Below are 25,799 nucleotides of genomic sequence, written 5' to 3' on the forward strand. Positions count from 1 at the left end.
GACGGCCGGTCTTTACGGCGCTGTCTGTTCTATCGAGGGAAGCATCATGAAACTAAAAACTACGGGGCTGTTGATCGCGTCTTTACTGGTACTGGCCGGTTGCGACCAGGCCGAAAAGAGCGCCCAGCAACTGATGGGGCAGGCGGCCGAAGCGGCCAAGCAAGCCATCGACGACACGCATAAAGCCGCCGAAGAGGCGCTCAGCGATGCCACCGGCAATCTGATCAGCAAGAAAGAACCGAAAGACGACGAAGAAAAATCCGAATCGTCCTCCCAGGAAATCTAAACCGTCTTACACAGAGTCAGGACTGACCCATGGAATATCTGTTAGAACTCGCCGCCAGCCCGACCGCCTGGATTGCCTTGGCCACGTTGGTGGTGATGGAGATCGTGCTTGGCATCGATAACCTGATCTTTATCTCGATCCTGACCAACAAACTGCCCGAGCAGTACCGGCAGAAGGCCCGTCGTCTGGGGATCGGCATGGCGCTGATCATGCGTCTGGCCCTGTTGAGCACCATCGCGTTCATCGTTCAGCTGACCGCGCCGGTCATCGAGATTCTCGGCCACGCGTTCTCCTGGAAAGACATGATCCTGATCGCCGGCGGCCTGTTCCTGTTGTGGAAAGCCACCACGGAAATCCATCACAGCATGGATCCGGCACCGGAAGATCCGAAGACTGCGACGTCTAAGGTGACCTTGGGCTTCGCCGCCGCCATCGGGCAGATCCTGATGCTGGACATGGTGTTCTCGATCGACAGCATCATTACCGCTGTCGGCATGACCGAACACTTGCCGATCATGGTGATCGCGGTTGTGGTCTCGGTGCTGGTGATGCTGTTTGCAGCTGATCCGCTGGCCAAGTTCATCAACGACAACCCGACGGTGGTGATGCTGGCGCTGGGCTTCCTGATCATGATCGGCATGACGCTGATCGCCGAAGGCTTCGGCGCCCATGTACCGAAAGGTTATGTGTATGCTGCCATGGCGTTCTCGGCTTCGATTGAAGTGCTGAACATGATGTCGCGCCGCGCCAAGCAGAAGAAACTGACTGCCGAAGCGTAATCGCCGGAAAACCAAAGGCCGCCTGAACTCGCGAGAGTCCAGGCGGCCTTTTTGTTTGTGTCGGTTACAGAAAGTCAGTGCGCGGTGGCGTGACGGGCGTCGTGTTTCTCGATCTTGCGGGTCGGTGCAGGTTGTACCGGGTGGTGATGGCGGCGGGAAATCCGCAACACGCCCCACAGCATGGCGGCGGCAACGGCCAGCCAGCCGGCAATCAGCATTACGATGGTCATGGTCAGGCTCATCTGTGCCTCCTCTTTGCCCTGCGTCGGGCGCTCTTTCTTTGGCTCTTGTCTGAGTGACAGTCTAGTCGCTGGCGTGTTTCAGGCTATTGACCAAAGGTCGGTGGTGACCAATCAGTTCGCTCTATGCAGCCGATTCATCTGCCGCTTTGGGCTATACCGCAGCGTGGCGCCGTCCTATGATCCTCGACCAAGCCGGAACACGATGACCGGTAACTGATCAAGAGAGTGACGATGGTGCAGCTATTTTCCCGAATTCGCGCGGCGCTGCTGGTGGCCGGTTGCGTAGCAGCATTGGTGGGGTGTGCGGGCAGTGTGGCGCCGGAGGTCAAGCGCCTGCCGGAGCGGGTCGAGCTCAGCGGCACCTTCTATCGCGGTGAGGCCTATCAAAGCGGGCCGCAAGTGCTGGCCAGCCTCCTGTCGCAGCAGGGCATCGTGATCACGCCGGGTCTGCTGGAAAAACCGCTGCACTTGCCGGGCGCCGAGGACAAGTTGCAACAGAATCTACAGAGCCTTGCGCGTGAGTATGGGATGGTCGTGTATCCGCTGGACAGCAATCTGCCGGCGTTGCTGACCCAAGTGGCGGCCGGGTATCCGGTGATGGTGCGTTTCAGCGAAGGTTCGGCATTCTGGGCGGAGCCGCGTTACGCGATCCTCTCCGGCTATGATCGTCTGAAGCAGAAAGTGCTGCTGCGCGCCGGGATGAATCGCCGTGAATTGATGAGCTTCAGCTCGTTCGAGTCGGCTCTCGAAAAGTCCGGCGGCTGGGCAGTGTTGATCCAGAAACCGACGCAGATTCCCGCAGCGGTCGATCAACAGCGCTGGCTCAAGGCTGCCGACGCACTGGCGCAAGCTGGACAGGAGCGGGAAGCAGCGCAGGCGAGGAAGGCGCTGGCAGCGCACTGAGGTTCCGTTCGTCGCTTGTCGGGCACCCTGGCGGGGGATGCGCTTCTGAACTGTAGCGTCCCGTGTTTTACGGGTCAGGTATCAGGAGACGAACATGGCAATTCCAAATTCACCCAGTGGGCCGCACTCTTCCGAGCATGGCAGTGGCGACGACCTGGGTTTCGATCCGGACTCGCCTGACCTGGACGATCCGCAAGTCGATCCCATCGGCCCGGCGAAGGCGCCGAAGGATGTGCAGCCGGGCGATGATCCCAAACGTCCGGCCAAGCCTTACGATCCCTTGGCTGATCTCAAGCCTTGAAGCGAGGTGCGTATGAGTACCGATTCGAGTTTCGACGACCACAAGCCTGACAGTGTGCCCACCACGCCTGAGCCGGAAGTTGATCCGGTGCTGGACCCGGAGAGCCCCATGCGCGATCCGCTGGCGCGTCCGGCGGTGATAACGCCGGAGCATTCGCGCGACCCGAGCGCCGGTGACGGCATTCCCGATGACGACAAGATGCCGTTGCCCAACGACTGAGTGCATAAATGAAAAAGCCCCGACGATTCGGGGCTTTTTCATGAGTGACGGATTATTTGGAGGCTTCGATCACGCCGCTCTGGCGACTCTTGAGGTTTTTGTCGGCCTTGTATTGCTGAGCCACGGCCGGGACGTTGGCGCTCTTGCCGGTTTCCACCCAGCTGCGGATGCGGCTGGCATCGGCAAAGTGGGTGTACTTGCCGAACGCGTCGAGAATCACCAGGGCGACCGGGCGGTTGGCCATGCGAGTCACCAGCACCAGGCAGTGGCCGGCCGGGTTGGTGAAGCCGGTTTTGGTGATGCGGATATCCCAGTCGGCCTTGTTGACCAGGTGGTCGGTGTTACGGAAACCCAGGGTGTAATTGGGTTTGCGGAACGAGACGGTCTTCTCCTTGGTGGTGGTCAGCTCGATGAGCAGCGGCTGTTTGTGCGCAGCCACCAGCAACTTGCTCAGGTCGCGGGCGGTGGAAACGTTGCGCTCGGACAGGCCGGTGGGTTCCACAAAGTGCGTGCTGGTCATGCCCAGCGCCTTGGCCTTGGCGTTCATCGCGGCGATGAACGCCGCGTAACCGCCCGGATAGTGATGAGCCAGGCTGGCGGCAGCGCGGTTTTCCGAGGACATCAGGGCAATCAGCAGCATCTCTCGGCGGGGCAGTTCGCTTCGCAGTTTGACGCGGGAAAACACGCCCTTCATTTCCGGGGTGCGGCTGATGTCGACGTCAATCCATTCGTCCATGTTCTGGTGCGCTTCGACCACTACCAAACCCGTCATCAACTTGCTCACGGAAGCGATGGGCACCACCACGTCCGGGTTGCTGGAATAAATGACTTTGTTGGTCTGCAGATCCATCAGCAGGGCGCTGCCGGAGGCAATCTTCAATTGCGAAGCGTCTCGAGGGGCAGCGGTAGTTTCGGCGGCGTTGACCGTTGGCGTGAGGAGCGTGCCTGAAAATGCAAAAACCAGGCTCAGGATGGACAGACGAATATTCACGCGGGCGAACTCATGAAGGTTGGAAATGCCGTACTTTGTAACGGCCTGTGTCGTAAAAACGACGCATTTTAGGAGTATGGCTGAAGAACTGTCGATGGTTGTTTGAAGGGCATGAAAAACTCGTGAAAAGCCCTGTAAAAATAGGGGTTTCCGGCGAACGGTAAAGGTTTTTTCGAGGGCATGAAAAACCCCGCACAAGGCGGGGTTCTCGAAGGGCGGAAAACGCGACTCAGGCGTGCAGGGTTTTCGGGCCGGGCATGAGGTTAAGATTGGGCCCAAGGTAGTGCTTTGAGCCTGTATCTTGGATTGCTCGACCCGATTCTCCTTGCGGTAACCTGAATGGTCAGTTGCATGTAGAGGTGGCCGTTGATGTCATTCGGGGTCGTGATTTCCGTGGGAATCCTTCCGTGAATAATCTCGCCACTGTTGGTTTTGAATTCAAAGACCCTTTTCTCAGGCAAGACTCCGACAAAGGCCCCGGTTAAGGTCTCATCGTCCTCTTTGATGTTGTCTCGGCTTAACCGCGCTTTACTGCGGCGAACTTGCTCAACGTCGGAGAACTGGAATCTTCGGGTGTTCGTCGTTAGCGCACAGGACGCATCATTTTCAGATAGCTCGTTGAGGAAGTCCGATACGGCAGCTATCGCTCTATCGGCCAGGCGGGAGACTGGCTCGGACAACTCTTCATCGCTTTTGGTCGTGGCCTCAAGCAGCTCGGTGAGAATGTCGATAGCTTGCGATACCGGAGTGGTGCCCTCGATATCAAGCTGCTTGTCCGCAGGGATTTCTTCGAGCTCGAATCCAAAGGATCCGCGAGCTGGTCCAGTAATTAAAAGCTGGTTGCTCAGGCGGTTCGGGATGGGGCCCTTGTCTGCCAGTGATCCGGAAACCGACGCTGCTATTGCCGTTATCGCGACGCTGAATGCCCGGGTCGCATTAGTTCCGAATTCGGCTAGCACGCCGTGTGTCCCCCAAACAGGAACGCCACGATAAGTCAGTCGAACCTTCGCTGGTCGATAGACATGCTTGCCATTGTCGACAAGACAGGCCCGAGCCTGTTCAATTCTTGCCTGAATCGACATGAGGGTAAGTTTGCTTATCCCTGGAGTGGCAGCCTGCTTCTCAAGAAAGCCGAGCTCCGCAGCCTTGTGGGTGTATTCAGATCTGTTCATGTTCAAGCTCCTGCCGGCGTACCACGAGCAAGCCTTCTGCATCTGCATCGTGAGCAGGAGAAAGGTCAACTTTCAAAAAACCTTTCCACTGGCCGGTGCGCCGATGTGACCACATGCTGTACCAATAGGTTGTCATGGCTACCAACGTTTCGGCAGGGTCGCTCAATGACTGGATGTAGAAGTCGATCTTGAACTCTTTCTTGAGATTAGCCCGATCGCCGCCAAGTAGTTTGATTTCGCGGTCGTCGAGGGTGTCAAAAAATACATCACCAGCAGGAGTGAAGGTCACCACGTCAATATCTCGGGGAGGGCGGTGCTCCAGCATCTCGATGTCCTCAGTAAAGCTGCCGTCCAGCCACTGAAAACCGCAATCGATACCCATCTTGTGCAGTTCTGCTCTGTGAGCAAGGTATCCGGCCAAAATATCACACCGTTCCGGGCTGGTCGCGAACCGATCCACCACCTGACCAAGGCTTACCTCATAAGGTGCTCTGATGTGTCCTGCAGGGTCATCCTCGTTAACAGGGGGCAGAACCCCTTCAGCGTTCCATTCTGGTATCAAGTCAGCCTCCAGGCATTTCGCTATTCCAAGCTACCCGGCGTGGTAGCGAGATGCTGCCGTGCCGAGTGGGATTGGATTGGTCAAAAATCCAATCCTGCTTCAGTCTGGCCACGATACGCCCAGGCATCTCAACATCCCATGATAGAGATGCTTCAGCGTGTTAGCTCGAATACGCCTCCTCCCATTAGAGATCGGTAGCTCCGTGCATCGATGCCTGCTGTTCTGTCGCGGGACAGTGCGGAGAGTTTTTTTCGAAGGCATGAAAAACCCCGCACAAGGCGGGGTTCTCGGAGGGCGGAAAACGCGACTCAGGCGTGCAGGGTTTCTGCCGCGTAGAGGGTGTTTTCCAGCAGGCAGGCGCGGGTCATCGGACCGACGCCGCCGGGTACCGGGGTGATCCAGCCGGCGCGGGGCAGGGCGGTTTCGTACACGACGTCACCGACCAGTTTGCCGTCGTCCTGACGGTTGATGCCGACGTCGATCACGATCGCGCCTTCCTTGATCCACTCGCCCTTGACCAGGCCCGGCTTGCCGGCGGCCACGACCACCAGATCGGCACGGCCGACATGGCCGGCCAGATCCTTGGTGAAGCGGTGAGTGACGGTCACGGTGCAACCGGCCAGCAACAGTTCCATCGCCATCGGGCGACCGACGATGTTGGACGCGCCGACAACGACTGCGTCCATCCCGTACAGATCGGCACCGGTGCTTTCCAGCAGGGTCATGATGCCTTTCGGGGTGCACGGACGCAGCAGCGGAATGCGCTGGGCCAGACGGCCGACGTTATAAGGATGGAAACCATCGACGTCCTTGTCCGGGCGGATGCGCTCCAGCAGCTTGGAAGCGTCCAGGTGCTCCGGCAGAGGAAGCTGAAGCAGAACGCCGTCGATTGCCGGATCGTCGTTCAGTCGATCGATCAGATCGGTCAGTGCTTCCTGAGTGGTTTCGGAAGGCAGGTCGTAGGCTTGAGAGAGGAAGCCGACCTCTTCACAGTCTTTACGCTTGTGCGAGACATAAACCTGAGAGGCAGGATCGCTGCCGACCAGGATCACCGCGAGGCCGGGAGTGCGCAAGCCTTGCTCGCGACGTTCGGCTACCCGTTGGGCGATCTGCTGGCGCAGGCTGGCGGCGATTGATTTGCCGTCGATTAGTTGTGCAGTCATTGCGCGTGATTAACCATCGAGAGGGGAAAAAAAGAGAACGCATTCTCGCATGTCAAACGGTGAGGGCAAAGGCGCTTGGTCAGCAAATTCCCCTAAGCCCTTTAATTAAATGAATTTTTTTCAAAAAGGATTTGACGACCTTCGGGTCGCTCTATACTATTCGTCGCACTTGTCGGGCACAGCCTAGCACTGGTTAAGAAGGTCGAACGAAATTACAGTTTCGAACGACTGGAAAGCACTTAGTTTGTAGTCCTCCAAGGGTACAGCTAACAAGGCGCCCGTAGCTCAGCTGGATAGAGCATCCGCCTTCTAAGCGGATGGTCGCAGGTTCGAGTCCTGCCGGGTGCGCCATTAGGCAGCATTGGCACAAGTAACGCGATATGGTGGGCGTAGCTCAGTTGGTAGAGCACGGGATTGTGACTCCCGTTGTCGTGGGTTCGATCCCCATCGTCCACCCCATATTTCGAAAGGCGCCAGATGTAACAGTCTGGCGCCTTTGCTTTAAAAAGCTTCATCCGCGGATGTGGTGGAATTGGTAGACACACTGGATTTAGGTTCCAGCGCCGCGAGGCGTAAGAGTTCGAGTCTCTTCATCCGCACCAATCAAAGCTTCATTCATGCCGTTGGCCGGGTGAGGTTCTACAAAGAAGTTGTTTGGCTTCTTTGACACGCAATATGGTGGGCGTAGCTCAGTTGGTAGAGCACGGGATTGTGACTCCCGTTGTCGTGGGTTCGATCCCCATCGTCCACCCCATATTCCGAAAGGCGCCAGATTTAACAGTCTGGCGCCTTTTTTGTTTTACGGTTTCGGATTTTGGCGGCTGCAGGTTTCGGGTCGCAGGGCAGGGTGCTTCGTCGTATTAATGTTGCTCGATGATGCTGCACTGCCCGTCGGCCTTGCTTGCGAGGTCGGCTGTCAGGGAGATGATTCAACCGCCTCTATATATAGAAGAGGTTGGCGCAGAGCCCTGGCTTGAATTGGCTGTATTTGCTAACAGGGCGAGGCGCAACCGTTTGTCCCCGCCTTCAAATGGCCTGCTGTTTTTTTACCCGTTTTCAGTAGGGTGACTTCTTGAGTTTGACCTACTAGAATGCTTGCCCTTGATTCTTGGGTCGGAAACGGCCGGCTAACGTCTGTGCAACGAGGAATATCCATGCAAGTTTCTGTTGAAAATACTACTGCTCTTGAGCGCCGCATGAGCATCACCGTGCCGGCTGAGCAGATTGAGAGCCAGGTCAACAAGCGTCTGCAGCAGACTGCCCAGAAAGCCAAAATTGCTGGCTTCCGTCCAGGCAAAGTGCCAATGAGCGAAATCAAACGTCGTTTCGGTGCTGACGCACGTCAGGAAGCGATCGGCGACGTGATTCAAAAATCTTTCTACGAAGCTGTGGTTGAGCAGAAGCTGAACCCGGCCGGTTCGCCATCCATCGAGCCAAAATCGCTCGAAGCTGGCAAGGACCTGGAATACGTAGCCGTATTCGAAGTGTTCCCTGAGTTCACCGTTGCCGGCTTCGAAGGCATCACCGTTGAGCGCCTGAGCGCTGACGTGGCTGACGCCGATCTGGACAAGATGCTGGACATCCTGCGCAAGCAGAACACCCGTTTTGAAGTGGCCGATCGCGCTGCCCAGAACGAAGACCAGCTGAACATCGATTTCGTTGGCAAGGTTGACGGCGAAGTATTCGCTGGCGGTTCCGCCAAGGGCACTCAGCTGGTACTGGGTTCCGGCCGCATGATCCCTGGCTTCGAAGAAGGCCTGGTTGGTGCTAAAGCCGGCGAAGAGCGCGTTCTGAACCTGACCTTCCCAGAGGACTATCAGAACCTGGACCTGGCTGGCAAAACCGCCGAGTTCACCGTGACTGTAAACACCGTTTCCGAGCCAAAACTGCCTGAGCTGAACGAAGAGTTCTTCGCTCAATTCGGCATCAAGGAAAGCGGCATCGACGGTTTCCGCACCGAAGTTCGCAAGAACATGGAGCGTGAACTGCGTCAGGCGATCAAATCCAAGGTCAAGAATCAGGTAATGGACGGTCTGCTGGCCACCAACCCGATCGAAGTGCCTAAGGCTCTGCTGTCCAACGAAGTTGACCGTCTGCGCGTGCAGGCTGTTCAGCAGTTCGGTGGCAACATCAAGCCAGACCAACTGCCGGCCGAGCTGTTCGAAGAACAAGCCAAGCGTCGCGTTGTTCTGGGTCTGATCGTGGCCGAAGTGGTCAAGCAGTTCGACCTGAAGCCGGACGAAGCCCGCGTTCGCGAAATGATCCAGGAAATGGCTTCGGCTTACCAAGAGCCTGAGCAGGTCGTGTCCTGGTACTACAAGAACGAGCAGCAACTGAACGAAGTTCGTTCGGTTGTGCTGGAAGAACAAGTTGTGGATACTGTTCTGCAGAAAGCTAGCGTGACCGACAAATCGGTCTCTTACGAAGAAGCGGTCAAGCCGGTAGAAGCTCCAAAAGCCGACTGATTGTTTTTGCGTTAGAAGCACACACCATAAGCCAGCCTTCGAGCTGGCTTATGCGTATTCAAGACATGACTATTTGGGAGTGACTGCAGAGCATGTTCCGTAATTCCTATATTCAGCAGAACTCTGATATCCAGGCCGCCGGCGGCCTGGTCCCGATGGTTGTCGAGCAATCTGCTCGTGGCGAGCGCGCCTATGACATCTACTCGCGTCTTCTCAAGGAACGAGTAATCTTTCTGGTGGGTCCTGTAGAGGACTACATGGCCAACCTGATTTGCGCGCAATTGCTGTTCCTTGAAGCGGAAAACCCGGACAAGGACATCCATCTTTACATCAACTCCCCGGGCGGTTCGGTGACAGCGGGCATGTCGATCTACGACACCATGCAGTTCATCAAGCCAAACGTATCGACTACCTGTATCGGTCAGGCGTGCAGCATGGGCGCATTCCTGCTGACGGCCGGTGCTCCTGGCAAGCGTTTCTGCCTGCCGAACTCGCGCGTGATGATTCACCAGCCACTGGGCGGTTTCCAGGGCCAGGCATCGGACATCGAAATCCATGCCAAGGAAATCCTCTTCATCCGCGAGCGTCTGAACACGCTGATGGCCAAGCACAGCGGCCGTACGCTTGAAGAAATCGAGCGCGACACCAACCGCGACAACTTCATGAGTGCAGAAGCTGCGAAGGAATACGGTCTGATCGACGAAGTGATCAACCAGCGCCCAGCTTAAAAATAAGCAGCTCAAAATAGGCTTGGTCGGCTCGTCTGATCAGCGGCGGGCTTGAAAAAGCCCGCAATAGCCTTCATCTTGTGTTGCAAGCCTATCGGATTTGGATCGAACGAATGACTGACACCCGCAACGGCGAGGACAACGGCAAGCTGCTCTATTGCTCCTTCTGTGGCAAAAGCCAGCATGAAGTGCGCAAATTGATTGCCGGCCCCTCGGTCTTTATCTGCGACGAGTGCGTCGACCTGTGCAATGACATCATCCGCGAGGAGGTGCAGGAAGCACAGGCCGAAAGCAGCGCGCATAAATTGCCTTCGCCTAAAGAAATCAGCGGCATCCTTGATCAGTATGTAATTGGTCAGGAACGTGCCAAGAAGGTTCTGGCAGTAGCGGTGTACAACCACTACAAGCGTCTGAACCAGCGTGACAAAAAGGCTGACGACGTCGAACTCGGCAAAAGCAACATCCTGCTGATCGGCCCGACAGGCTCCGGTAAAACCCTGCTGGCCGAAACTCTGGCCCGCTTGCTGAACGTTCCGTTCACCATCGCCGACGCAACCACCCTCACCGAGGCGGGTTATGTGGGTGAAGACGTCGAGAACATCATTCAGAAGCTGCTGCAGAAGTGCGATTACGACGTAGAAAAAGCCCAGATGGGCATTGTCTACATCGACGAAATCGACAAGATTTCGCGCAAGTCCGACAACCCGTCGATCACCCGGGACGTTTCCGGTGAAGGCGTGCAGCAGGCCTTGCTCAAACTGATCGAAGGCACGGTCGCTTCCGTTCCGCCGCAAGGTGGCCGCAAGCATCCGCAGCAGGAATTCCTTCAGGTTGATACCCGTAACATCCTGTTCATCTGCGGTGGCGCATTCTCCGGTCTGGAGAAGGTCATTCAGAACCGTTCCACCAAGGGTGGCATCGGTTTCAACGCAGAAGTGCGCAGCAAGGAAGAAGGCAAGAAAGTCGGTGAATCCCTGCGTGAAGTCGAGCCTGACGATCTGGTCAAGTTCGGTCTGATCCCGGAATTCGTCGGTCGTCTGCCGGTTCTTGCGACGCTGGACGAGCTGGATGAGGCTGCTTTGATGCAGATTCTCACCGAACCGAAAAATGCCCTGACCAAACAGTATGCCAAGCTGTTCGAGATGGAAGGCGTGGATCTGGAATTCCGTTCCGACGCGCTGAAATCGGTCGCCAAGCGTGCCCTGGAGCGTAAAACCGGTGCCCGTGGCCTGCGTTCGATTCTCGAAGGTGTGCTGCTCGACACGATGTATGAAATCCCCTCGCAGTCCGAGGTGAGCAAAGTCGTGATCGATGAAAGTGTCATCGAAGGCAAGTCCAAGCCACTGTATATCTACGAAAACAGTGAGCCGGCTGCCAAGGCTGCACCGGACGCGTAAGCGCCCGGTCTGCCGGAACAAAGAAGGGGCCTTCGGGCCTCTTTTTTTTTATGTCGTTTTTTACATCCCCTTTGCGCTTGTTTTTTTTCAAGTCAGCCCCCATCTTGGTTTCAAGCTTAATTCCATCTGATTACGGCCATATGGCCGCCGTAGAGGCGAAATCATGAAGACCACCATCGAATTGCCTCTCCTGCCATTGCGTGATGTCGTTGTGTATCCGCACATGGTTATCCCGCTGTTCGTGGGGCGCGAGAAATCCATCGAAGCCCTCGAGGCCGCGATGACGGGCGACAAGCAGATCCTGCTGCTGGCCCAGAGAAACCCGGCTGACGACGATCCCGGTGAAGAAGCTCTCTATCGCGTAGGTACCATCGCCACTGTTCTGCAGCTGCTCAAACTGCCTGACGGCACCGTCAAGGTTCTGGTCGAAGGCGAGCAGCGTGGCGCTGTCGAGCGCTTCAGCGAAGTCGATGGCCACTGCCGTGCCGAAGTCTCGCTGATCGACGAAGTCGACGCCGCCGAGCGCGAATCCGAAGTGTTCGTGCGCAGCCTGCTGTCGCAGTTCGAACAATATGTGCAGCTGGGCAAGAAAGTCCCGGCTGAAGTCCTGTCGTCGCTCAACAGCATCGACGAGCCTGGCCGCCTGGTAGACACCATGGCCGCGCACATGGCGCTGAAGATCGAGCAGAAGCAGGAAATCCTCGAAATCATCGATTTGTCGGCCCGGGTCGAGCACGTTCTGGCTTTGCTGGACGCCGAGATCGACCTGCTGCAAGTCGAAAAACGCATTCGTGGCCGCGTTAAAAAGCAAATGGAGCGCAGTCAGCGCGAGTACTACCTGAACGAGCAGATGAAGGCCATTCAGAAAGAGCTCGGCGACAGCGACGAAGGCCACAACGAAATCGAAGACCTGAAAAAGCGTATCGACGCTGCCGGTCTGCCGAAAGATGCCCTGGCCAAGGCCACTGCCGAGCTGAACAAGCTCAAGCAGATGTCGCCGATGTCCGCCGAAGCCACCGTGGTGCGCTCGTACATCGACTGGCTGGTTCAGGTGCCGTGGAAGGCTCAGAGCAAGGTGCGTCTGGACCTGGCCCGTGCCGAAGACATTCTCGACGCCGATCACTACGGCCTCGAAGAGGTCAAGGAACGCATCCTTGAATACCTCGCCGTACAGAAACGCGTGAAGAAAATCCGTGGCCCGGTGTTGTGCCTGGTCGGTCCTCCGGGCGTGGGTAAAACTTCGCTGGCCGAGTCGATCGCCCATGCCACCAACCGCAAATTCGTGCGCATGGCCCTCGGTGGCGTGCGTGATGAAGCGGAAATCCGTGGTCACCGTCGGACTTACATCGGTTCGATGCCAGGAAGATTGATTCAAAAGATGACAAAGGTGGGTGTGCGCAACCCGCTGTTCCTGCTCGATGAAATCGACAAAATGGGCAGCGACATGCGTGGCGATCCGGCGTCGGCGTTGCTGGAAGTGCTCGATCCGGAGCAGAACCACAACTTCAACGACCACTACCTGGAAGTCGATTACGACCTCTCGGACGTGATGTTCCTGTGCACCTCGAACTCGATGAACATTCCGCCGGCGCTGCTGGACCGGATGGAAGTCATCCGTCTGCCGGGCTACACCGAAGACGAGAAGATCAACATCGCGGTCAAGTACCTGTCGCCGAAGCAGATTGCAGCCAACGGCCTGAAGAAGGGCGAGCTGGAATTCGACGAAGAAGCGATCCGCGACATCATCCGTTACTACACCCGCGAAGCCGGTGTGCGTGGCCTCGAGCGGCAGATTGCCAAGGTCTGCCGCAAGGCGGTCAAAGAGCACGCGCTGGAAAAACGCTTCTCGGTAAAAGTGACAGCTGATCTGCTGGAGCATTTCCTCGGCGTTCGCAAGTTCCGCTACGGTCTGGCCGAGCAGCAGGATCAGATCGGGCAGGTGACCGGCCTGGCCTGGACTCAGGTGGGCGGCGAACTGCTGACCATCGAAGCCGCTGTGGTGCCGGGCAAAGGTCAACTGATCAAGACCGGTTCGCTGGGTGACGTAATGGTCGAATCGATCACTGCGGCCCTGACCGTGGTGCGCAGCCGTGCCAAGAGCCTGGGCATTCCCCTGGACTTCCACGAGAAGCGCGACACGCACATCCACATGCCGGAAGGCGCTACGCCGAAAGACGGCCCGAGCGCCGGTGTAGGCATGTGTACTGCGCTGGTGTCGGCTTTGACGGGTATTCCTGTGCGTGCCGATGTCGCCATGACCGGCGAGATCACCCTGCGTGGTCAAGTCCTCGCCATTGGCGGTCTGAAGGAAAAACTGCTGGCCGCTCACCGTGGCGGAATCAAGACAGTGATTATTCCGGAAGAGAACGTGCGCGATCTGAAGGAGATTCCTGACAATATCAAGCAGGATCTGCAGATCAAACCGGTTAAATGGATTGACGAGGTCCTGCAAATTGCGCTGCAATACGCGCCGGAGCCCTTGCCGGATGTGGCTCCGGAGATAGTTGCCAAGGACGAAAAACGTGAGTCTGACTCTAAGGAAAGAATTAGCACGCATTAATACGCTTTTGCCTGGGGGGCTTCCTTGACAGCTTTTTAGAGCCCTTGTTATAAAGCGGCTCTTAAGTGTCTGTAGGCCATTCAGCACTCGTTTTTGCTTTCACCAAAAAACTTAGAATCATACTCAAATAGATATAAGGGGACTTAGAGTGAACAAGTCGGAACTGATTGATGCTATCGCTGCATCCGCTGATATCCCGAAAGCTGCTGCTGGCCGTGCGCTGGACGCTGTAATCGAATCCGTCACTGGCGCTCTCAAGGCTGGCGACTCCGTTGTTCTGGTTGGTTTCGGTACTTTCTCCGTAACTGATCGTCCAGCTCGCATCGGTCGTAACCCACAGACCGGCAAGACTCTGGAAATCGCGGCAGCCAAAAAGCCAGGTTTCAAAGCCGGTAAAGCCCTGAAAGAAGCCGTCAACTAAGTTTGATTCAGGTTTTTACCCATCCGGGTCGGGGTCATGCCTGACTTGGCAGCGGAGCGGTAGAGCAGGCGGTTGGAATAGCTGCCTGTCACACCGGGATCGAGGGTTCGAGCCCTGTCCGCTCCGCCAGTTACGAGAAGGCGCATCCTCGGATGCGCCTTTCTTCTATCCGGATTCTACCCACGCTCCACGGTTGCCTAATTTTGAAGTTCAACCGTTTCTGGGGGACGCATGCTGCAGAATATCAGGGACAATTCACAAGGCTGGATTGCCAAGACCATTATCGGAGTCATCGTTGCACTGATGGCTCTGACCGGTTTCGACGCCATTTTCCAGGCCACGACTCACAAGAATGAGGCGGCCAAGGTCAACGGTGAAGAAATCAGCCAGAACGAGCTGAGCCAGGCGGTGGATATGCAACGCCGTCAGCTGATGCAACAACTGGGCAAGGATTTCGACGCTTCCTTGCTGGACGAAAAAATGCTGCGCGAATCGGCCCTCAAGGGTCTGATCGATCGCAAGCTGCTGCTGCAAGGCGCAGAACAATCGAAATTCGCTTTCTCCGAAGCGGCCCTGGACCAAGTGATCCTGCAGACGCCTGAATTCCAGGTCGACGGCAAGTTCAGCTCCGACCGTTTCGATCAGGTGATCCGTCAGCTGGGCTACAGCCGCATGCAGTTCCGCCAGATGCTGGCTCAGGAAATGCTGATCGGCCAACTGCGCGCCGGTGTGGCGGGCAGCGGTTTCGTGACCGACGCTCAGGTGCTGGCCTTCGCCCGTCTGGAAAAACAGACCCGCGATTTCGCCACGCTGAACATCAAGGCTGACCCTTCGGCCGTCAAGCTGACCGATGACGAGGTCAAGGCTTACTACGACGAGCACGCCAAGGAATTCATGACCCCGGATCAAGTGGTCATCGATTACCTGGAGCTGAAGAAGGCTTCGTTCTTCGATCAGGTCGCCGTCAAGGACGAAGACCTGCAGGCGGCGTATCAGAAAGAGATCGCCAACCTGTCGGAACAGCGTCGTGCGGCGCACATTCTGATCGAAGTCAACGACAAGACCACCGAGGCTCAGGCCAAGGCGAAGATCGAAGAAGTCCAGGCGCGTCTGGCCAAGGGCGAGAAGTTCGAAGCGCTGGCCAAGGAGTTCTCGCAGGATCCGGGTTCGGCCAACAACGGTGGTGACCTCGGTTATGCCGGTCCTGGCGTTTACGATCCAGCCTTCGAGAAAGCCCTGTATTCGCTGAACAAGGATCAGGTGTCCGAGCCGGTTCGCACCGACTTCGGTTTCCACCTGATCAAGCTGCTGGGTGTCGAGGCGCCTGAAGTGCCGACGCTGGCCAGCCTGAAAGACAAGCTGACCCGCGAGCTGAAAACCCAGCAAGTCGAGCAGCGTTTCGTCGAGGCGACCAAGCAACTGGAAGACTCGTCGTTCGAAGCATCCGACCTGGCCCAGCCAGCGCAGGATCTGAAACTGACCGTGCACACCTCCAAGCCGTTCGGCCGTGAAGGTGGCGAAGGCGTTGCAGCCAACCGTGCTGTAGTGACCGCCGCGTTCAGCACCGAAGTGCTGGAAGAGGGTGCCAACAGCACCGCCATCGAGCTGGATCCGGAAACCGTGATCGTGCTGCGCGCCAAGGAGCACCTGAAGCCTGCTCAATTGCCGCTGGAAAGCGTGGCCACTGCCATTCGCGCTCAGTTGACCAAAGAGCACGCCAGCGCTGCTGCCAAAACCAAGGCGGAGCAACTGATCGCCAGTCTGCGTGATGGCAAGACCCCGCTGGACAAGGCGGTGGACGGTCAAAGCTGGAAAGTCACTGAAGCGGCGAACCGCGCTCAGGAAGGCGTTGATCCAGCGGTGCTGCAAGCGTTGTTCCGCATGCCGAAACCGGCCGCGAAGGACAAGCCGACCTTCACCAGCGTAACGCTGGCGGACGGTAGCCTGACCATCGTGCGCCTGAACGGCGTGAACGAAGCAGCGGCTCCGACCGATGAAGAGAAAGCGCAATATCGTCGCTTCCTCGCATCGCGTGTGGGCCAGCAGGACTTCGCAGCGTACCGCAAGCAGCTGGAAGCCGAAGCCGACATCAAGCGTTTCTGATGCCTGGCTGAGCCGCAAGACCCGAGCCCCGGATGAAAATCCGGGGCTTTTTTATGCGCGCTATCCGGCGTTCGGGAAACCATGACTTCGGGCATTGATGGTCGCATACAGAGTCAGCAGCAACAGACCTGCGACCAGCCACGGGTAAGTCCCGACGCCCAGGTTGTTCAGCAGCAGACCGCCCGCAAGTCCGCCGCCGGCAATGCCGACATTCCACAGGGTCACCAGCATCGATTGCGCGGTATCGGCAGCCTCCCTGGCAGTTTTTGCCAGGGCCGTCTGCAACAGCGAGGGCATCGCGCCGAACGCCAGGCCCCAGACGGCGGTGGCGGTGTAGACCACGCCCGGCCATTCGCGCCACAGGCCCAGTGCGATCGCCGACAGCAGGAACAGCGTGGCACTGACCAGTGCCAGCTGACGCAGCCAGCGATCAATCAGGCTACCGACGATCCACAGGCTCAGTACCGATGCCAGACCAAACACCAACAACACCCGGTCGATTTCTGCGCCAAGTCCCGATGGCTCCAGAAAGGGCGCGATGTAGGTGTACAGAAGGTTGTGCGCGACGACGTAGGACAAGGTTACAAACAGCACGGATCGCACGCCCGGCAAGGTAAACACCTGACGCAGTGGCAGGCGTTTGCCGGCGCGCTCACCGGCGAAGTCCGGTACTTGCCAACGCACCCAGATCACCAGCAGCACGGTCAGCCCGGTCATGATCGCGAAGCTCAGGCGCCAGCCGACTGCCGTGCCCAGCAGCGTCCCGGCCGGAATGCCCAGCGACAGCGCAAGCGGCGCCCCGAGCATGGCCACCGTAATGGCCCGGCCTTGTAAGTGGGGTGCGACCATCCGGCTCGCGTACCCCGCCAGCAAAGCCCACAGCAGCCCGGCGAACACGCCTGCGATCAAACGTGCAATCAGGGTCAGCCAGTACAGCTCCGACAACGCGGTGATGCTGTTGGCGATAGCAAACCCACCAATGGCCGTCAGCAGCAGCGGGCGCCGACGCCAGCCCCGGGTGGCAATGGTGAGCGGAATGGCCGCCAGCATCGAACCGATGGCGTACAGCGTGACCAGTTGCCCGATCAGGGCCTGAGAGACATCAAGCCCAGCGCTCATCTGCGGCAACAGGCCGGCGGGCATCGCCTCGGTCAGCACGGTGATGAACCCGGCGGTGGCCAGCGCGAGCAGTGCACCCAGCGGTAATCGTTCTGCGGGCTCGACGGTACCGGCGAGCGTGGGGGAAGTGAGTGGCGCATCGTTCATGGGCGGGTTTCCATTTTGCCAAAGGAGACGAAGGCCATAGGGTAGGGCGCTGCACATTCGGGAAAAACAGGTTAGGGTTCCGAACATCTCGGACAAGAATGTCGTGAATCAGGGAGGGATGAATGGACAGCCTGGGCAGTATTTCGGTGTTCGTGCAGGTGGCGGAAACCCGCAGTTTTACCGAGGCCGGCCGCTTGCAGGGCGTGTCTTCGTCGGCGGTCGGCAAAAGCATCGCCCGCCTGGAAGCACGGCTCAATGTGCGGTTGTTTCATCGCACCACCCGCAGCATCACGCTGACCAGCGAAGGCGCGCTGTTTCTTGAACGTTGCCGCAAGATTCTGGCCGAAGTGGAAGCGGCGGAATTTGAGCTGTGCGATGCCGCAGCGGCGCCTCACGGCAAGTTGCGGGTCAGCCTGCCGCAGGTGCATGACCTGGTGATGCCGGTCATGAACGAATTCATGGCGCTGTACCCGCAGATCGAACTGGATCTGGACCTGACCGATCGCATGGTTGATGTGGTTGAAGAAGGTTTCGACGCAGTGATTCGAACGGGTAAACCGCGAGACTCGCGACTGATGGCACGACCGTTGGGCGAGTTTCATATGGTGTTGGTGGCCAGCCCCGCGTACCTGCGCGAGCGCGGCGAACCGCTGACCCCGGCCGATCTGGCGGAGCACGCCTGCCTGCGCCATACGTTTCACGCCACGGGCAAACTGGAGCCCTGGCCGCTGAAGCGCGAGGAGGGCGCGCCCGAACCGACCCTGCCGACACGCCTTGTGAGTACGTCGATTGAGGCCGTGCGGCATGCGGCGCTGGCGGGCATGGGCATCGCCTGTCTGCCGGACTTCATGATCCATGAAGCGCAGCAGCAGGGTCGCCTGCAGCGCGTACTGGATGAGCATCTGGAGCACGTCGGGCAGTTCTGGGTCCTGTGGCCATCAAGCCGGCATGCAACCGCCAAATTGCGGGTGTTCATCGATCATTTATCGGCGCGACTTTTTCCTGTCGCCCATGACCGGTAGAGTTGTAACTGTTTTAAGACACTAATCCATACGCCGCGGGGCAGCGATCTGTTGCACAATACGCCCCGGACCGTTTTCCCCTCAGGATGTTTAATGTTGAATTCTATTCCCGTGCGTTTTTTCGGGTTGGCGTTGTTGCTGACCGCCGCTGCCGGCTGCTCCAAGGACAAGCCTATCTACGAGCATGAGAATTTCGACGACTCCGGCACCTTTTCGCGCAATTACCCGGTGACCGACACCGCCAGTTGCGAAGCGGCCCGCCGAGCGTTGCTCAGCCAGGGCTACATCATTACCAGCAATGACCCGAAACTGGTCAGCGGGCACAAGAGCTTCCAGCAGACCGGCGAAACCCACCTGGAGATCAGCTTCAACGTGGTGTGCGCCGATGATGGCAGCGCCGGCCATCACGCCACCGTGTTCGCCAACGCCCTGCAGGACCGCTACGCGCTGAAGAAGACCAACAACTCCGCAAGCCTCGGTGTCGGCGTACTGGGCTCGGTGTCGATGCCGATCGGCTCGTCTGACGATTCGATGGTCAAGGTCGCCAGCGAAACCGTGTCGTCGCAGAAGTTCTACGAGCGTTTCTTCACGCTGGTCGAGCTGTTCCTGCCGGCCGACGCGAAGAAAGCTGCGCACATCACCGAAAAACCGAAGACCGACCTGGGTGTGCCGGAAGCCAAGCCAGCGCCGGCTCCGTTGGCCCCAGCACCTGCGGCTGAACCGACCCCGACCCCGACCCCGGCCCCAGCGCCGGCCGCCGAGCCCGCGGCGGCACCGACGCCAGCGCCAGCAGAAGCGACCCCGGCCAGCTCCGAGCCGGTAGCACCGCCGGCCGAAGCCGCGCCGATCACCCCGGCACCGGTTACCGAGCCTGCACCCGCGACGGAAACCATCACGCCGCCGGCCAACCCGACGGACATGCCGCCGCCCTCCGAGCCGATTCCGGCCATGCCTGCCTCCGGGCAGTAAACTTCACGCCACGCCTCCGACCGCTGTCGGACGCGTGGCGTTTTGTTGTCTCCCTTAGCTTCTTCCTGCAAGCCCTGTCGAAAAATATCCCGCGATAAATTCCTGACCGCCTGCTACGTTTATTTCATGAAGGACGCGTTTCATTTTTCCTTCACACGGGCACTTTATGCTCGAGGCACTGGTCATTTGTTCCAGGCCATTTCAAGCAAGCGTCAGGGGGATTACGCAATGGATGACTATCAAGAAGAACTGCTCGAATTCCAGGCTTACGAACTGGATTCACCAGAGCCTGCGGAAGACGCCACCGAGCTGTGAGGCGTCAGCCTGTCTTGCGGTGACTGCGGCGAAATTCGCCCGGTGTCTGGCCGTTCCAGCGCTTGAAGGCGCGCTGGAAAGCTTCGGCCGAGGCAAAGCCCAGCAAGTAGGCGATTTCACCGAATGCCAGTTCGGTGTCGCGGATGTAGGTCATCGCCAGATCACGGCGGGTGTCATTGAGGATCGCGCGAAACTGCGTGCCTTCCTCGGCCAGTTTGCGCCGTAATGTCCAGGTCGGCAGCTTCAGGCGTGCCGCCACTTCTTCCAGATCCGGTTCCCGGCCACCATTGAGCAACGGCCCGAGCAATTGCGTGATGCGTTCACGCAGGCTGCGGGTTCGGGTCAATTGCTCCAGTTCCCGTTCACACAAACCGAGCAAATGTTTCCAGGTGCTGGGGCAATGCTCCGGGTTGCGTTGGGCCAGGCTGGTGAGGCTCAGGCGCAGTTGATTGTGTTCGGCGCCGAACTGGATCGGGCACTCGCCCAGCACGGTGTAGGCGTCGCGATAGTCCGGGGCGTCGAACTCGATCTCGATCCGTTCGGCGCGCAAGGGCTCGGGGCTGACGCTGGACAACTGATGCAGCCAGCCGGCAATGATCGAGTCCACCACAAAGCGGTTGTAGGCGTTGTACGGGCTGATCGAGTAGAAGCGCAGCCACGCACCGCTGGCGTCTTCGTGGAAACTCGACTGGCCGCGATAGTTGGAGCCGTACAGCGGTTCGAAGCGAGTCAGGCAGCGGGCGGCTTCGCGTACGGTCGGCGCCTGCGCGGCGGTCACACCGGCCAGTCCGGCCTGGCTCAGGCGACTGAGTTGGCCCATTCGCAAACCCAATGCCGGATCGCCGGTCAGCTGGATCGCGCCATGCCCCAGGCGCATGTAGCGCGGGATCGACAGGCGGGCGCCGGCTTCGGCCAGGCGTGCGGCATCCAGGCCGTACTGTTCGAGCAATGGCAGCGGATCGACGTCATGGCTGCGCACGGCATCGGCCAGGCTGTGGACGAAGCCCACCGACAGATCCCCGAGACGCATCGGCTGCGGTTTCATGGGTTACAACCAGAGGTTCAGCAGGCGCGCGCCACGGGCCTCGCTGTCGGCGAACTGCTGGCCGTTGCTGCTGAGGAAACTTTGCCCGGAACTCGGTTTGTCCCAGAACTGCCCGCGCAGGAACACACTCATGCCGGCCAGCGCCTTGCTGGCCGGCGGTTGCGCGGTCAGGGTCAGTTGGTGCCAGGCCTGGCCTTCACTGACGTCTCCCGGTTTCAGGCTGACCGAGTCCGGCACGCTCAAGCCCTTGTAACCCTTCCACGGTTGATCCCAAACGCCATGACCGACGACGAACGCGGGCACCGCGATCAGCTGCGCGCCTTGCTCGTCGAGTTTGCGGTAGTTGTCCGGATACCAACTGTCGCTGCCGATCAACACGCCGAGGCGTCCGGCCGGGGTGTCGATCACATTGATCCGGGAAGCTTCGCGGGTGCCGGATGGCTCGTCCTGATCGAAGATCGGACGCATCTGCCGCTGTGGCTGGCCGAGCGGGGTGCCGTCACGACCAAATACCACCGTGCTGTTGTACAGCGCACCACTGCCGGCCTTGAGCCGGCCATCGGTGATGTTCGGTTCAGGCAGCACGATCGAGCCGGCCACCAAAGTGATGTGGAATGCCTTGGCCAGACCGCCGAACAGCGCCTGATAGTCCTTGGCCATGTCCCGGGACTTCATGCGCAGGTGCGCATCATCCAGGCGACTGCTGCCCTTGGCGGTGAGCCAGGCGCGAGCAAATTGCACCGGGTTGCTCGCCGCCAGCCAGTTCATCGCTTCGGCGAGGGTGGCGGCCTGGTACAGCTCGTCTTTCTCGCCGCTGATCATCAGCCAGGTGCCGACATGCTCCGGCAGGATGACCACGGTTTTATCATTCAACAGCCCCTGATCCTGCGCCTGCTGCAAATAGGCGGCGAGCTTGCGGTGCAGGCGTTCGGGGCTTTGGTAGTCGGTGGGGAACAGCTCGGGCTGGATGCCCAGCAGGTTGCCACGGTCGGCGGGCGTGCCCTGATCGACCGCGAGTTTGATCCGCAGGTCCGACAGGTAATGACCGGCCGGGCGGTCAGCCGCCCACATGGCGTAGAAGGTGAGCGCGGCGATGAGCGCCATGGAAAAAGTCAGGTACAGAAGTTTGCGCATGAAATCCAACAACAACCGGGTACAGGGTGTGCGGACAGGGTAGGGCGCCAGCCCCGGCTTGCCAAGGGGCGCTGCGCATTTGGATCAATAACTTGTCAGTTTCGGTCATTGAGTGACAGCGATGCGACTCCTAATCTGTCGAGCATGACTGACGGGGGACGCAGAGCTCCCGCATTTTCCGTGATCGCTGCTGTGGAGTTAACGATGACCGCCACTCAATACCCGCACCTGTTGGCCCCGCTGGACCTGGGATTCACCACGCTGCGCAACCGCACCCTGATGGGCTCGATGCACACCGGCCTTGAAGAGAAGCCGGGTGGTTTCGAACGCATGGCGGCGTATTTCGCCGAGCGTGCCCGTGGCGGCGTGGGCCTGATGGTCACCGGCGGTATCGGTCCGAACGACGAGGGCGGCGTGTACTCCGGCGCGGCCAAGCTGACCACCGAGGAAGAAGCGCTCAAGCATCGCATCGTCACCCGCGCCGTGCATGATGCGGGCGGCAAGATCTGCATGCAGATCCTCCACGCCGGCCGTTATGCCTACAGCCCGAAACAGGTTGCACCGAGCGCCATTCAGGCGCCGATCAACCCGTTCAAGCCCAAAGAGCTGGACGAGGAAGGCATCGAGAAACAGATCAGCGATTTCGTCACTTGCTCGGTACTGGCCCAGACCGCCGAGTACGACGGTGTGGAAATCATGGGTTCGGAAGGTTATTTCATTAACCAGTTCCTCGCGGCCCACACCAACCACCGCACCGACCGTTGGGGCGGCAGCTACGAAAACCGCATGCGCCTGCCGGTGGAAATCGTTCGCCGCGTACGTGAAGCGGTCGGCCCGAACTTCATCATCATCTTCCGCCTGTCGATGCTCGACCTGGTGGAAGGCGGCAGCACCTGGGAAGAAATCGTCACCCTGGCCAAAGCCATCGAGCAGGCCGGCGCGACCATCATCAACACCGGCATCGGCTGGCACGAAGCGCGGATCCCGACCATCGCCACCAAAGTGCCGCGTGCGGCGTTCAGCAAGGTCACGGCCAAGCTGCGTGGCTCGGTGAATATTCCGCTGATCACCACCAACCGCATCAACACTCCGGAAGTCGCCGAGCAGATTCTGGCTGAAGGCGATGCCGACATGGTTTCGATGGCGCGGCCGTTCCTCGCCGACCCGGACTTCGTCAACAAGGCTGCTGAAGGCCGCGCCGACGAAATCAACACCTGCATCGGTTGCAACCAGGCCTGCCTCGATCACACCTTCGGCGGCAAGCTCACCAGTTGCCTGGTCAACCCGCGTGCCTGCCACGAGACCGAACTCAATTACCTGCCGGTCAAGCAGATCAAGAAAATCGCGGTGGTCGGTGCCGGTCCTGCCGGTCTGTCCGCCGCCACCGTGGCCGCCGAGCGCGGGCATCAGGTGACGCTGTTCGATTCGGCCAGCGAGATCGGTGGCCAGTTCAACGTCGCCAAACGTGTGCCGGGCAAGGAAGAGTTCTACGAAACCCTGCGCTACTTCAAACGCAAACTGCAGACCACCAACGTCGAGGTGTGCCTGAACACCCGCGTTGACGTGGCAAAACTGGTCGAAGGCGGTTACGACGAAGTCATTCTGGCGACCGGCATTGCGCCGCGTCTTCCGGCGATTCCGGGCGTCGAAAACGCCAAAGTGCTGAGCTATCTGGATGTGCTGCTCGAGCGCAAACCGGTCGGCAAGCGTGTGGCGGTGATCGGCGCCGGCGGTATCGGTTTCGACGTCTCGGAATTCCTCGTCCATGAAGGCGTGGCCACCAGTCAGGATCGCGCCGCGTTCTGGAAAGAGTGGGGCATCGACACCCATCTGGAAGCCCGTGGTGGCGTGGCCGGGATCAAGGCTGCACCGCACGCACCGGCCCGTGACGTGTTCCTGCTGCAACGCAAGAAGTCCAAGGTCGGCGACGGCCTGGGCAAGACCACCGGCTGGATTCACCGCACCGGTCTGAAGAACAAGCAGGTGCAGATGCTCAACAGCGTCGAATACCTGAAGATCGACGACGAAGGCCTGCACATCCGCATCGGCGAAACCGGCGAGCCGCAAGTGCTGCCGGTGGACAACATCGTCATCTGCGCCGGCCAGGATCCGCTGCGCGAGCTGCACGACGGTCTGGTCGAAGCCGGGCAGAACGTGCACCTGATCGGCGGCGCCGATGTGGCGGCCGAGCTGGATGCCAAACGTGCGATCAATCAGGGTTCGCGTCTGGCCGCCGAGCTCTGATCCACCCTAGAATGCCGGCTCTTTGTACAGAGCCGGCCTTCATGTTTCTGCCTCCCACCGACTGGCTGGCCCCAGCCCCCCTCGAACCGCTTGATCTGGACTGGCTCACCGCCGCCGGCATTGAAGTCGCGATCCTGCGTCTCGACCGGATCGATCCGCTGATCAGCGGCAACAAGTGGTTCAAACTCGTCGAACATCTCAAAGCCGCCGACCGTGTGGGTGCCGAAGGCATCATCAGCCTGGGCGGTGCACACTCCAATCATCTGCATGCACTGGCGGCTGCCGGCAAACGCCTGGGATTCGCCACGGTCGGGCTGTTGCGCGGGCATCCGCAGGACACGCCGACGGTCAGGGATCTGCAGGATTTCGGCATGCAGTTGCACTGGCTCGGTTACGGCGGTTATCGGGCGCGGCACGAGCCGGGATTCTGGCAGCCTTGGCTGGCGCAGTATCCGACGCTGCATCCGGTGCCCGAAGGGGGCGGCGGTTTGCCGGGCGCGCAGGGTTGCGCGTCATTGAAGGAGGAAGTCATTAACCAACTCGGGAAGCTCGGCTGGGACGACTACCACGGTTGGTGGCTGGCCTGTGGCACGGGCACCACGCTCGCGGGATTGGTGTTGGCCGAGGCCGGACAACATGCGGTGTACGGCGCAATGGCCGTGCCCGACGATCACGGCGTCGCAGCCAATGTCGAGGCGATTGTGGGCAAGGCTGGAGGCTACGAACTGATCGACGCCAGCCGTGGTGGTTTCGCCAAGGTCGATCCGGCGTTGCTTGAATTCATCGCGCAAACCGAACAGGCCAGCGGCATTCCCCTCGAACCGCTGTACACCGGCAAAGCCTTGCTGGCGCTCAAACAACAGATCGAAGCGGGCCGCTTTGCCCGGGGTTCACGCTTGATCTTCGTCCACACCGGCGGCTTGCAGGGCCGGCGCGGACTCGACGGTTAACCCTGGCTGCGCTTGGGCATCATCCGCAGCAGCGTGTTATCGCGCACCACGTAATGGTGATAGATGCCCGCCAGCGCATGCAGGCCGATCAGCCAGTAGCCGATGGTGCTGATCAGCACATGCCAGTGTTCAACGTCTTTGGCGAACGCCTTGTCTTCACTCACCAGCAACGGCAGGTCGAAACCGTAGAACATCACCTGATGACCCTCGGCGCTGGTGATCAGCCAGCCGAGGATCGGCATGCTGATCATGAACAGGTACAAGGCCCAGTGCATCAAGCGTGCGAGGGTGGTTTGCCATTGTGGCGAAGCGGGGAAGATTTTCGGCGCCGGGCCCAGGCTGCGGGCGAACAGGCGAAACCAGACCAGCACGAACACGGTCAGCCCGAGCATGTAATGCACTTCGCGGATCAGCGTGCGACCGCCGCTGCCCTTGGGAAACAGCCCGCGCAACTCCATGCTGGCGTACACCAGCACCAACAGCACCAGCATCAGCCAGTGCAACAGGATCGACACGGTGCTGTAACGGGATTCGGAATTTGTCCACGGCATACGGCGTTCCT

The 25,799-nt window shown here is 59.3% G+C and carries 25 protein-coding genes and 4 tRNA genes; 20 read left to right on the forward strand and 9 right to left on the reverse strand.

Annotated features, from left to right (window positions below):
• Positions 1 to 46 precede the first annotated feature (46 nt).
• Both CAF90_RS20730 and CAF90_RS20735 read left to right on the forward strand, forming a co-directional pair.
• On the forward strand, positions 47 to 286 hold the full coding sequence (locus CAF90_RS20730; RefSeq protein WP_085608319.1) for a hypothetical protein: 240 nt from the start codon (positions 47 to 49) through the stop codon (positions 284 to 286).
• A gap of 29 nt (positions 287 to 315) precedes the next feature.
• A complete protein-coding gene (locus CAF90_RS20735) occupies positions 316 to 1,065 on the forward strand; it encodes a TerC family protein (RefSeq protein WP_085608320.1) in 750 nt (249 codons plus the stop codon).
• A 74-nt stretch (positions 1,066 to 1,139) separates the two neighbouring features.
• Here the strand turns inward: CAF90_RS20735 and CAF90_RS29590 are convergent, their stop codons facing one another.
• Positions 1,140 to 1,307: a hypothetical protein gene (locus CAF90_RS29590; protein WP_007951566.1), complete on the reverse strand. Its 168-nt coding sequence runs from the start codon at positions 1,305 to 1,307 to the stop codon at positions 1,140 to 1,142.
• A 231-nt stretch (positions 1,308 to 1,538) separates the two neighbouring features.
• On the opposite strand from CAF90_RS29590, the gene CAF90_RS20740 reads away from it, so the two are divergent.
• The 3 genes from CAF90_RS20740 to CAF90_RS20750 all read left to right on the forward strand — a co-directional run bounded on the left by CAF90_RS20740 (position 1,539) and on the right by CAF90_RS20750 (position 2,730).
• The gene (locus CAF90_RS20740) at positions 1,539 to 2,210 is read left to right on the forward strand and encodes a peptidase C39 family protein (RefSeq protein WP_085608321.1); all 672 of its coding nucleotides are present in this window, start codon (positions 1,539 to 1,541) and stop codon (positions 2,208 to 2,210) included.
• A gap of 94 nt (positions 2,211 to 2,304) precedes the next feature.
• Positions 2,305 to 2,511: a DUF6021 family protein gene (locus CAF90_RS20745; protein ID WP_064380821.1), complete on the forward strand. Its 207-nt coding sequence runs from the start codon at positions 2,305 to 2,307 to the stop codon at positions 2,509 to 2,511.
• A 12-nt stretch (positions 2,512 to 2,523) separates the two neighbouring features.
• Positions 2,524 to 2,730 (forward strand): hypothetical protein, encoded by a 207-nt coding sequence (locus tag CAF90_RS20750; protein WP_085608322.1) that lies wholly within the window; start codon positions 2,524 to 2,526, stop codon positions 2,728 to 2,730.
• 52 nt (positions 2,731 to 2,782) lie between these two features.
• On the opposite strand, the gene pbpG is transcribed toward CAF90_RS20750, so the two are convergent.
• From pbpG to folD, 4 genes are all read right to left on the reverse strand, one after another.
• Positions 2,783 to 3,721, reverse strand: coding sequence for a D-alanyl-D-alanine endopeptidase (gene pbpG, locus CAF90_RS20755; protein WP_007951562.1), 939 nt, complete (start codon positions 3,719 to 3,721; stop codon positions 2,783 to 2,785).
• Between the two features lie 263 nt (positions 3,722 to 3,984).
• Positions 3,985 to 4,893, reverse strand: coding sequence for a hypothetical protein (locus CAF90_RS20760; RefSeq protein WP_085608323.1), 909 nt, complete (start codon positions 4,891 to 4,893; stop codon positions 3,985 to 3,987).
• A complete protein-coding gene (locus tag CAF90_RS20765) occupies positions 4,880 to 5,455 on the reverse strand; it encodes a hypothetical protein (protein WP_085608324.1) in 576 nt (191 codons plus the stop codon). The genes CAF90_RS20760 and CAF90_RS20765 overlap by 14 nt, the downstream gene beginning before the upstream one ends.
• 308 nt (positions 5,456 to 5,763) lie before the next feature.
• Complete coding sequence (gene folD / locus CAF90_RS20770) at positions 5,764 to 6,618, reverse strand: bifunctional methylenetetrahydrofolate dehydrogenase/methenyltetrahydrofolate cyclohydrolase FolD (RefSeq protein ID WP_085608325.1); 855 nt, start codon at positions 6,616 to 6,618, stop codon at positions 5,764 to 5,766.
• A gap of 274 nt (positions 6,619 to 6,892) precedes the next feature.
• Between folD and CAF90_RS20775 the strand changes: the two genes are divergently transcribed.
• From CAF90_RS20775 to CAF90_RS20820, 10 genes are all read left to right on the forward strand, one after another.
• A tRNA-Arg gene (locus tag CAF90_RS20775) sits at positions 6,893 to 6,969 on the forward strand.
• 32 nt (positions 6,970 to 7,001) lie between these two features.
• Positions 7,002 to 7,077, forward strand: a tRNA-His gene (locus CAF90_RS20780).
• A gap of 58 nt (positions 7,078 to 7,135) precedes the next feature.
• Positions 7,136 to 7,220: transfer RNA gene (locus CAF90_RS20785), tRNA-Leu, on the forward strand.
• A gap of 76 nt (positions 7,221 to 7,296) precedes the next feature.
• Positions 7,297 to 7,372, forward strand: a tRNA-His gene (locus CAF90_RS20790).
• A gap of 400 nt (positions 7,373 to 7,772) precedes the next feature.
• Positions 7,773 to 9,083 (forward strand): trigger factor, encoded by a 1,311-nt coding sequence (gene tig / locus CAF90_RS20795; protein WP_045121656.1) that lies wholly within the window; start codon positions 7,773 to 7,775, stop codon positions 9,081 to 9,083.
• Between the two features lie 92 nt (positions 9,084 to 9,175).
• Positions 9,176 to 9,811 carry an ATP-dependent Clp endopeptidase proteolytic subunit ClpP gene (clpP, locus tag CAF90_RS20800; RefSeq protein WP_007951559.1) on the forward strand — a complete coding sequence of 212 codons (636 nt, stop codon included), beginning with the start codon at positions 9,176 to 9,178 and terminating at the stop codon, positions 9,809 to 9,811.
• A gap of 113 nt (positions 9,812 to 9,924) precedes the next feature.
• Positions 9,925 to 11,208, forward strand: coding sequence for an ATP-dependent Clp protease ATP-binding subunit ClpX (gene clpX, locus CAF90_RS20805; protein WP_007951558.1), 1,284 nt, complete (start codon positions 9,925 to 9,927; stop codon positions 11,206 to 11,208).
• A 163-nt stretch (positions 11,209 to 11,371) separates the two neighbouring features.
• Entirely contained in the window at positions 11,372 to 13,768 is a 2,397-nt protein-coding gene (gene lon / locus CAF90_RS20810; RefSeq protein ID WP_007951557.1) for an endopeptidase La, read from the forward strand.
• A 148-nt stretch (positions 13,769 to 13,916) separates the two neighbouring features.
• Positions 13,917 to 14,189 (forward strand): HU family DNA-binding protein, encoded by a 273-nt coding sequence (locus CAF90_RS20815; RefSeq protein WP_002552737.1) that lies wholly within the window; start codon positions 13,917 to 13,919, stop codon positions 14,187 to 14,189.
• 231 nt (positions 14,190 to 14,420) lie between these two features.
• On the forward strand, positions 14,421 to 16,292 hold the full coding sequence (locus CAF90_RS20820) for a SurA N-terminal domain-containing protein (protein WP_085608326.1): 1,872 nt from the start codon (positions 14,421 to 14,423) through the stop codon (positions 16,290 to 16,292).
• A gap of 60 nt (positions 16,293 to 16,352) precedes the next feature.
• On the opposite strand, the gene CAF90_RS20825 is transcribed toward CAF90_RS20820, so the two are convergent.
• A complete protein-coding gene (locus tag CAF90_RS20825) occupies positions 16,353 to 17,558 on the reverse strand; it encodes an MFS transporter (protein ID WP_085608327.1) in 1,206 nt (401 codons plus the stop codon).
• A gap of 122 nt (positions 17,559 to 17,680) precedes the next feature.
• On the opposite strand from CAF90_RS20825, the gene CAF90_RS20830 reads away from it, so the two are divergent.
• From CAF90_RS20830 to CAF90_RS29325, 3 genes are all read left to right on the forward strand, one after another.
• Positions 17,681 to 18,580 (forward strand): LysR family transcriptional regulator, encoded by a 900-nt coding sequence (locus tag CAF90_RS20830; RefSeq protein ID WP_085608328.1) that lies wholly within the window; start codon positions 17,681 to 17,683, stop codon positions 18,578 to 18,580.
• Positions 18,581 to 18,673: 93 nt separating this feature from the next.
• Complete coding sequence (locus tag CAF90_RS20835; protein ID WP_085608329.1) at positions 18,674 to 19,549, forward strand: DUF2242 domain-containing protein; 876 nt, start codon at positions 18,674 to 18,676, stop codon at positions 19,547 to 19,549.
• A 126-nt stretch (positions 19,550 to 19,675) separates the two neighbouring features.
• Entirely contained in the window at positions 19,676 to 19,864 is a 189-nt protein-coding gene (locus CAF90_RS29325; protein WP_139834508.1) for a hypothetical protein, read from the forward strand.
• A gap of 4 nt (positions 19,865 to 19,868) precedes the next feature.
• On the opposite strand, the gene CAF90_RS20840 is transcribed toward CAF90_RS29325, so the two are convergent.
• Together CAF90_RS20840 and CAF90_RS20845 are read right to left on the reverse strand one after the other, a co-directional pair.
• Positions 19,869 to 20,909, reverse strand: a complete 1,041-nt coding sequence (locus CAF90_RS20840) for an AraC family transcriptional regulator (RefSeq protein WP_085608330.1) — start codon at positions 20,907 to 20,909, stop codon at positions 19,869 to 19,871.
• 3 nt (positions 20,910 to 20,912) lie between these two features.
• Positions 20,913 to 22,043: a nitrilase-related carbon-nitrogen hydrolase gene (locus CAF90_RS20845; RefSeq protein ID WP_085608331.1), complete on the reverse strand. Its 1,131-nt coding sequence runs from the start codon at positions 22,041 to 22,043 to the stop codon at positions 20,913 to 20,915.
• A gap of 204 nt (positions 22,044 to 22,247) precedes the next feature.
• Here CAF90_RS20845 and CAF90_RS20850 point away from each other — a divergent pair, with 204 nt between their 5' ends.
• Both CAF90_RS20850 and CAF90_RS20855 read left to right on the forward strand, forming a co-directional pair.
• Positions 22,248 to 24,287, forward strand: coding sequence for an FAD-dependent oxidoreductase (locus tag CAF90_RS20850; RefSeq protein ID WP_085608332.1), 2,040 nt, complete (start codon positions 22,248 to 22,250; stop codon positions 24,285 to 24,287).
• Positions 24,288 to 24,328: 41 nt separating this feature from the next.
• Positions 24,329 to 25,237 (forward strand): 1-aminocyclopropane-1-carboxylate deaminase/D-cysteine desulfhydrase, encoded by a 909-nt coding sequence (locus tag CAF90_RS20855; protein WP_085608333.1) that lies wholly within the window; start codon positions 24,329 to 24,331, stop codon positions 25,235 to 25,237.
• Here the strand turns inward: CAF90_RS20855 and CAF90_RS20860 are convergent.
• A complete protein-coding gene (locus CAF90_RS20860; RefSeq protein WP_085608334.1) occupies positions 25,234 to 25,788 on the reverse strand; it encodes a cytochrome b in 555 nt (184 codons plus the stop codon). The two genes, CAF90_RS20855 and CAF90_RS20860, sit on opposite strands and share 4 nt — an antisense overlap.
• Positions 25,789 to 25,799 lie beyond the last annotated feature (11 nt).

The organism is Pseudomonas sp. B37(2017), assembly GCF_002112885.1.
Classification (GTDB): Bacteria; Pseudomonadota; Gammaproteobacteria; order Pseudomonadales; family Pseudomonadaceae; genus Aquipseudomonas; species Aquipseudomonas paraglycinae.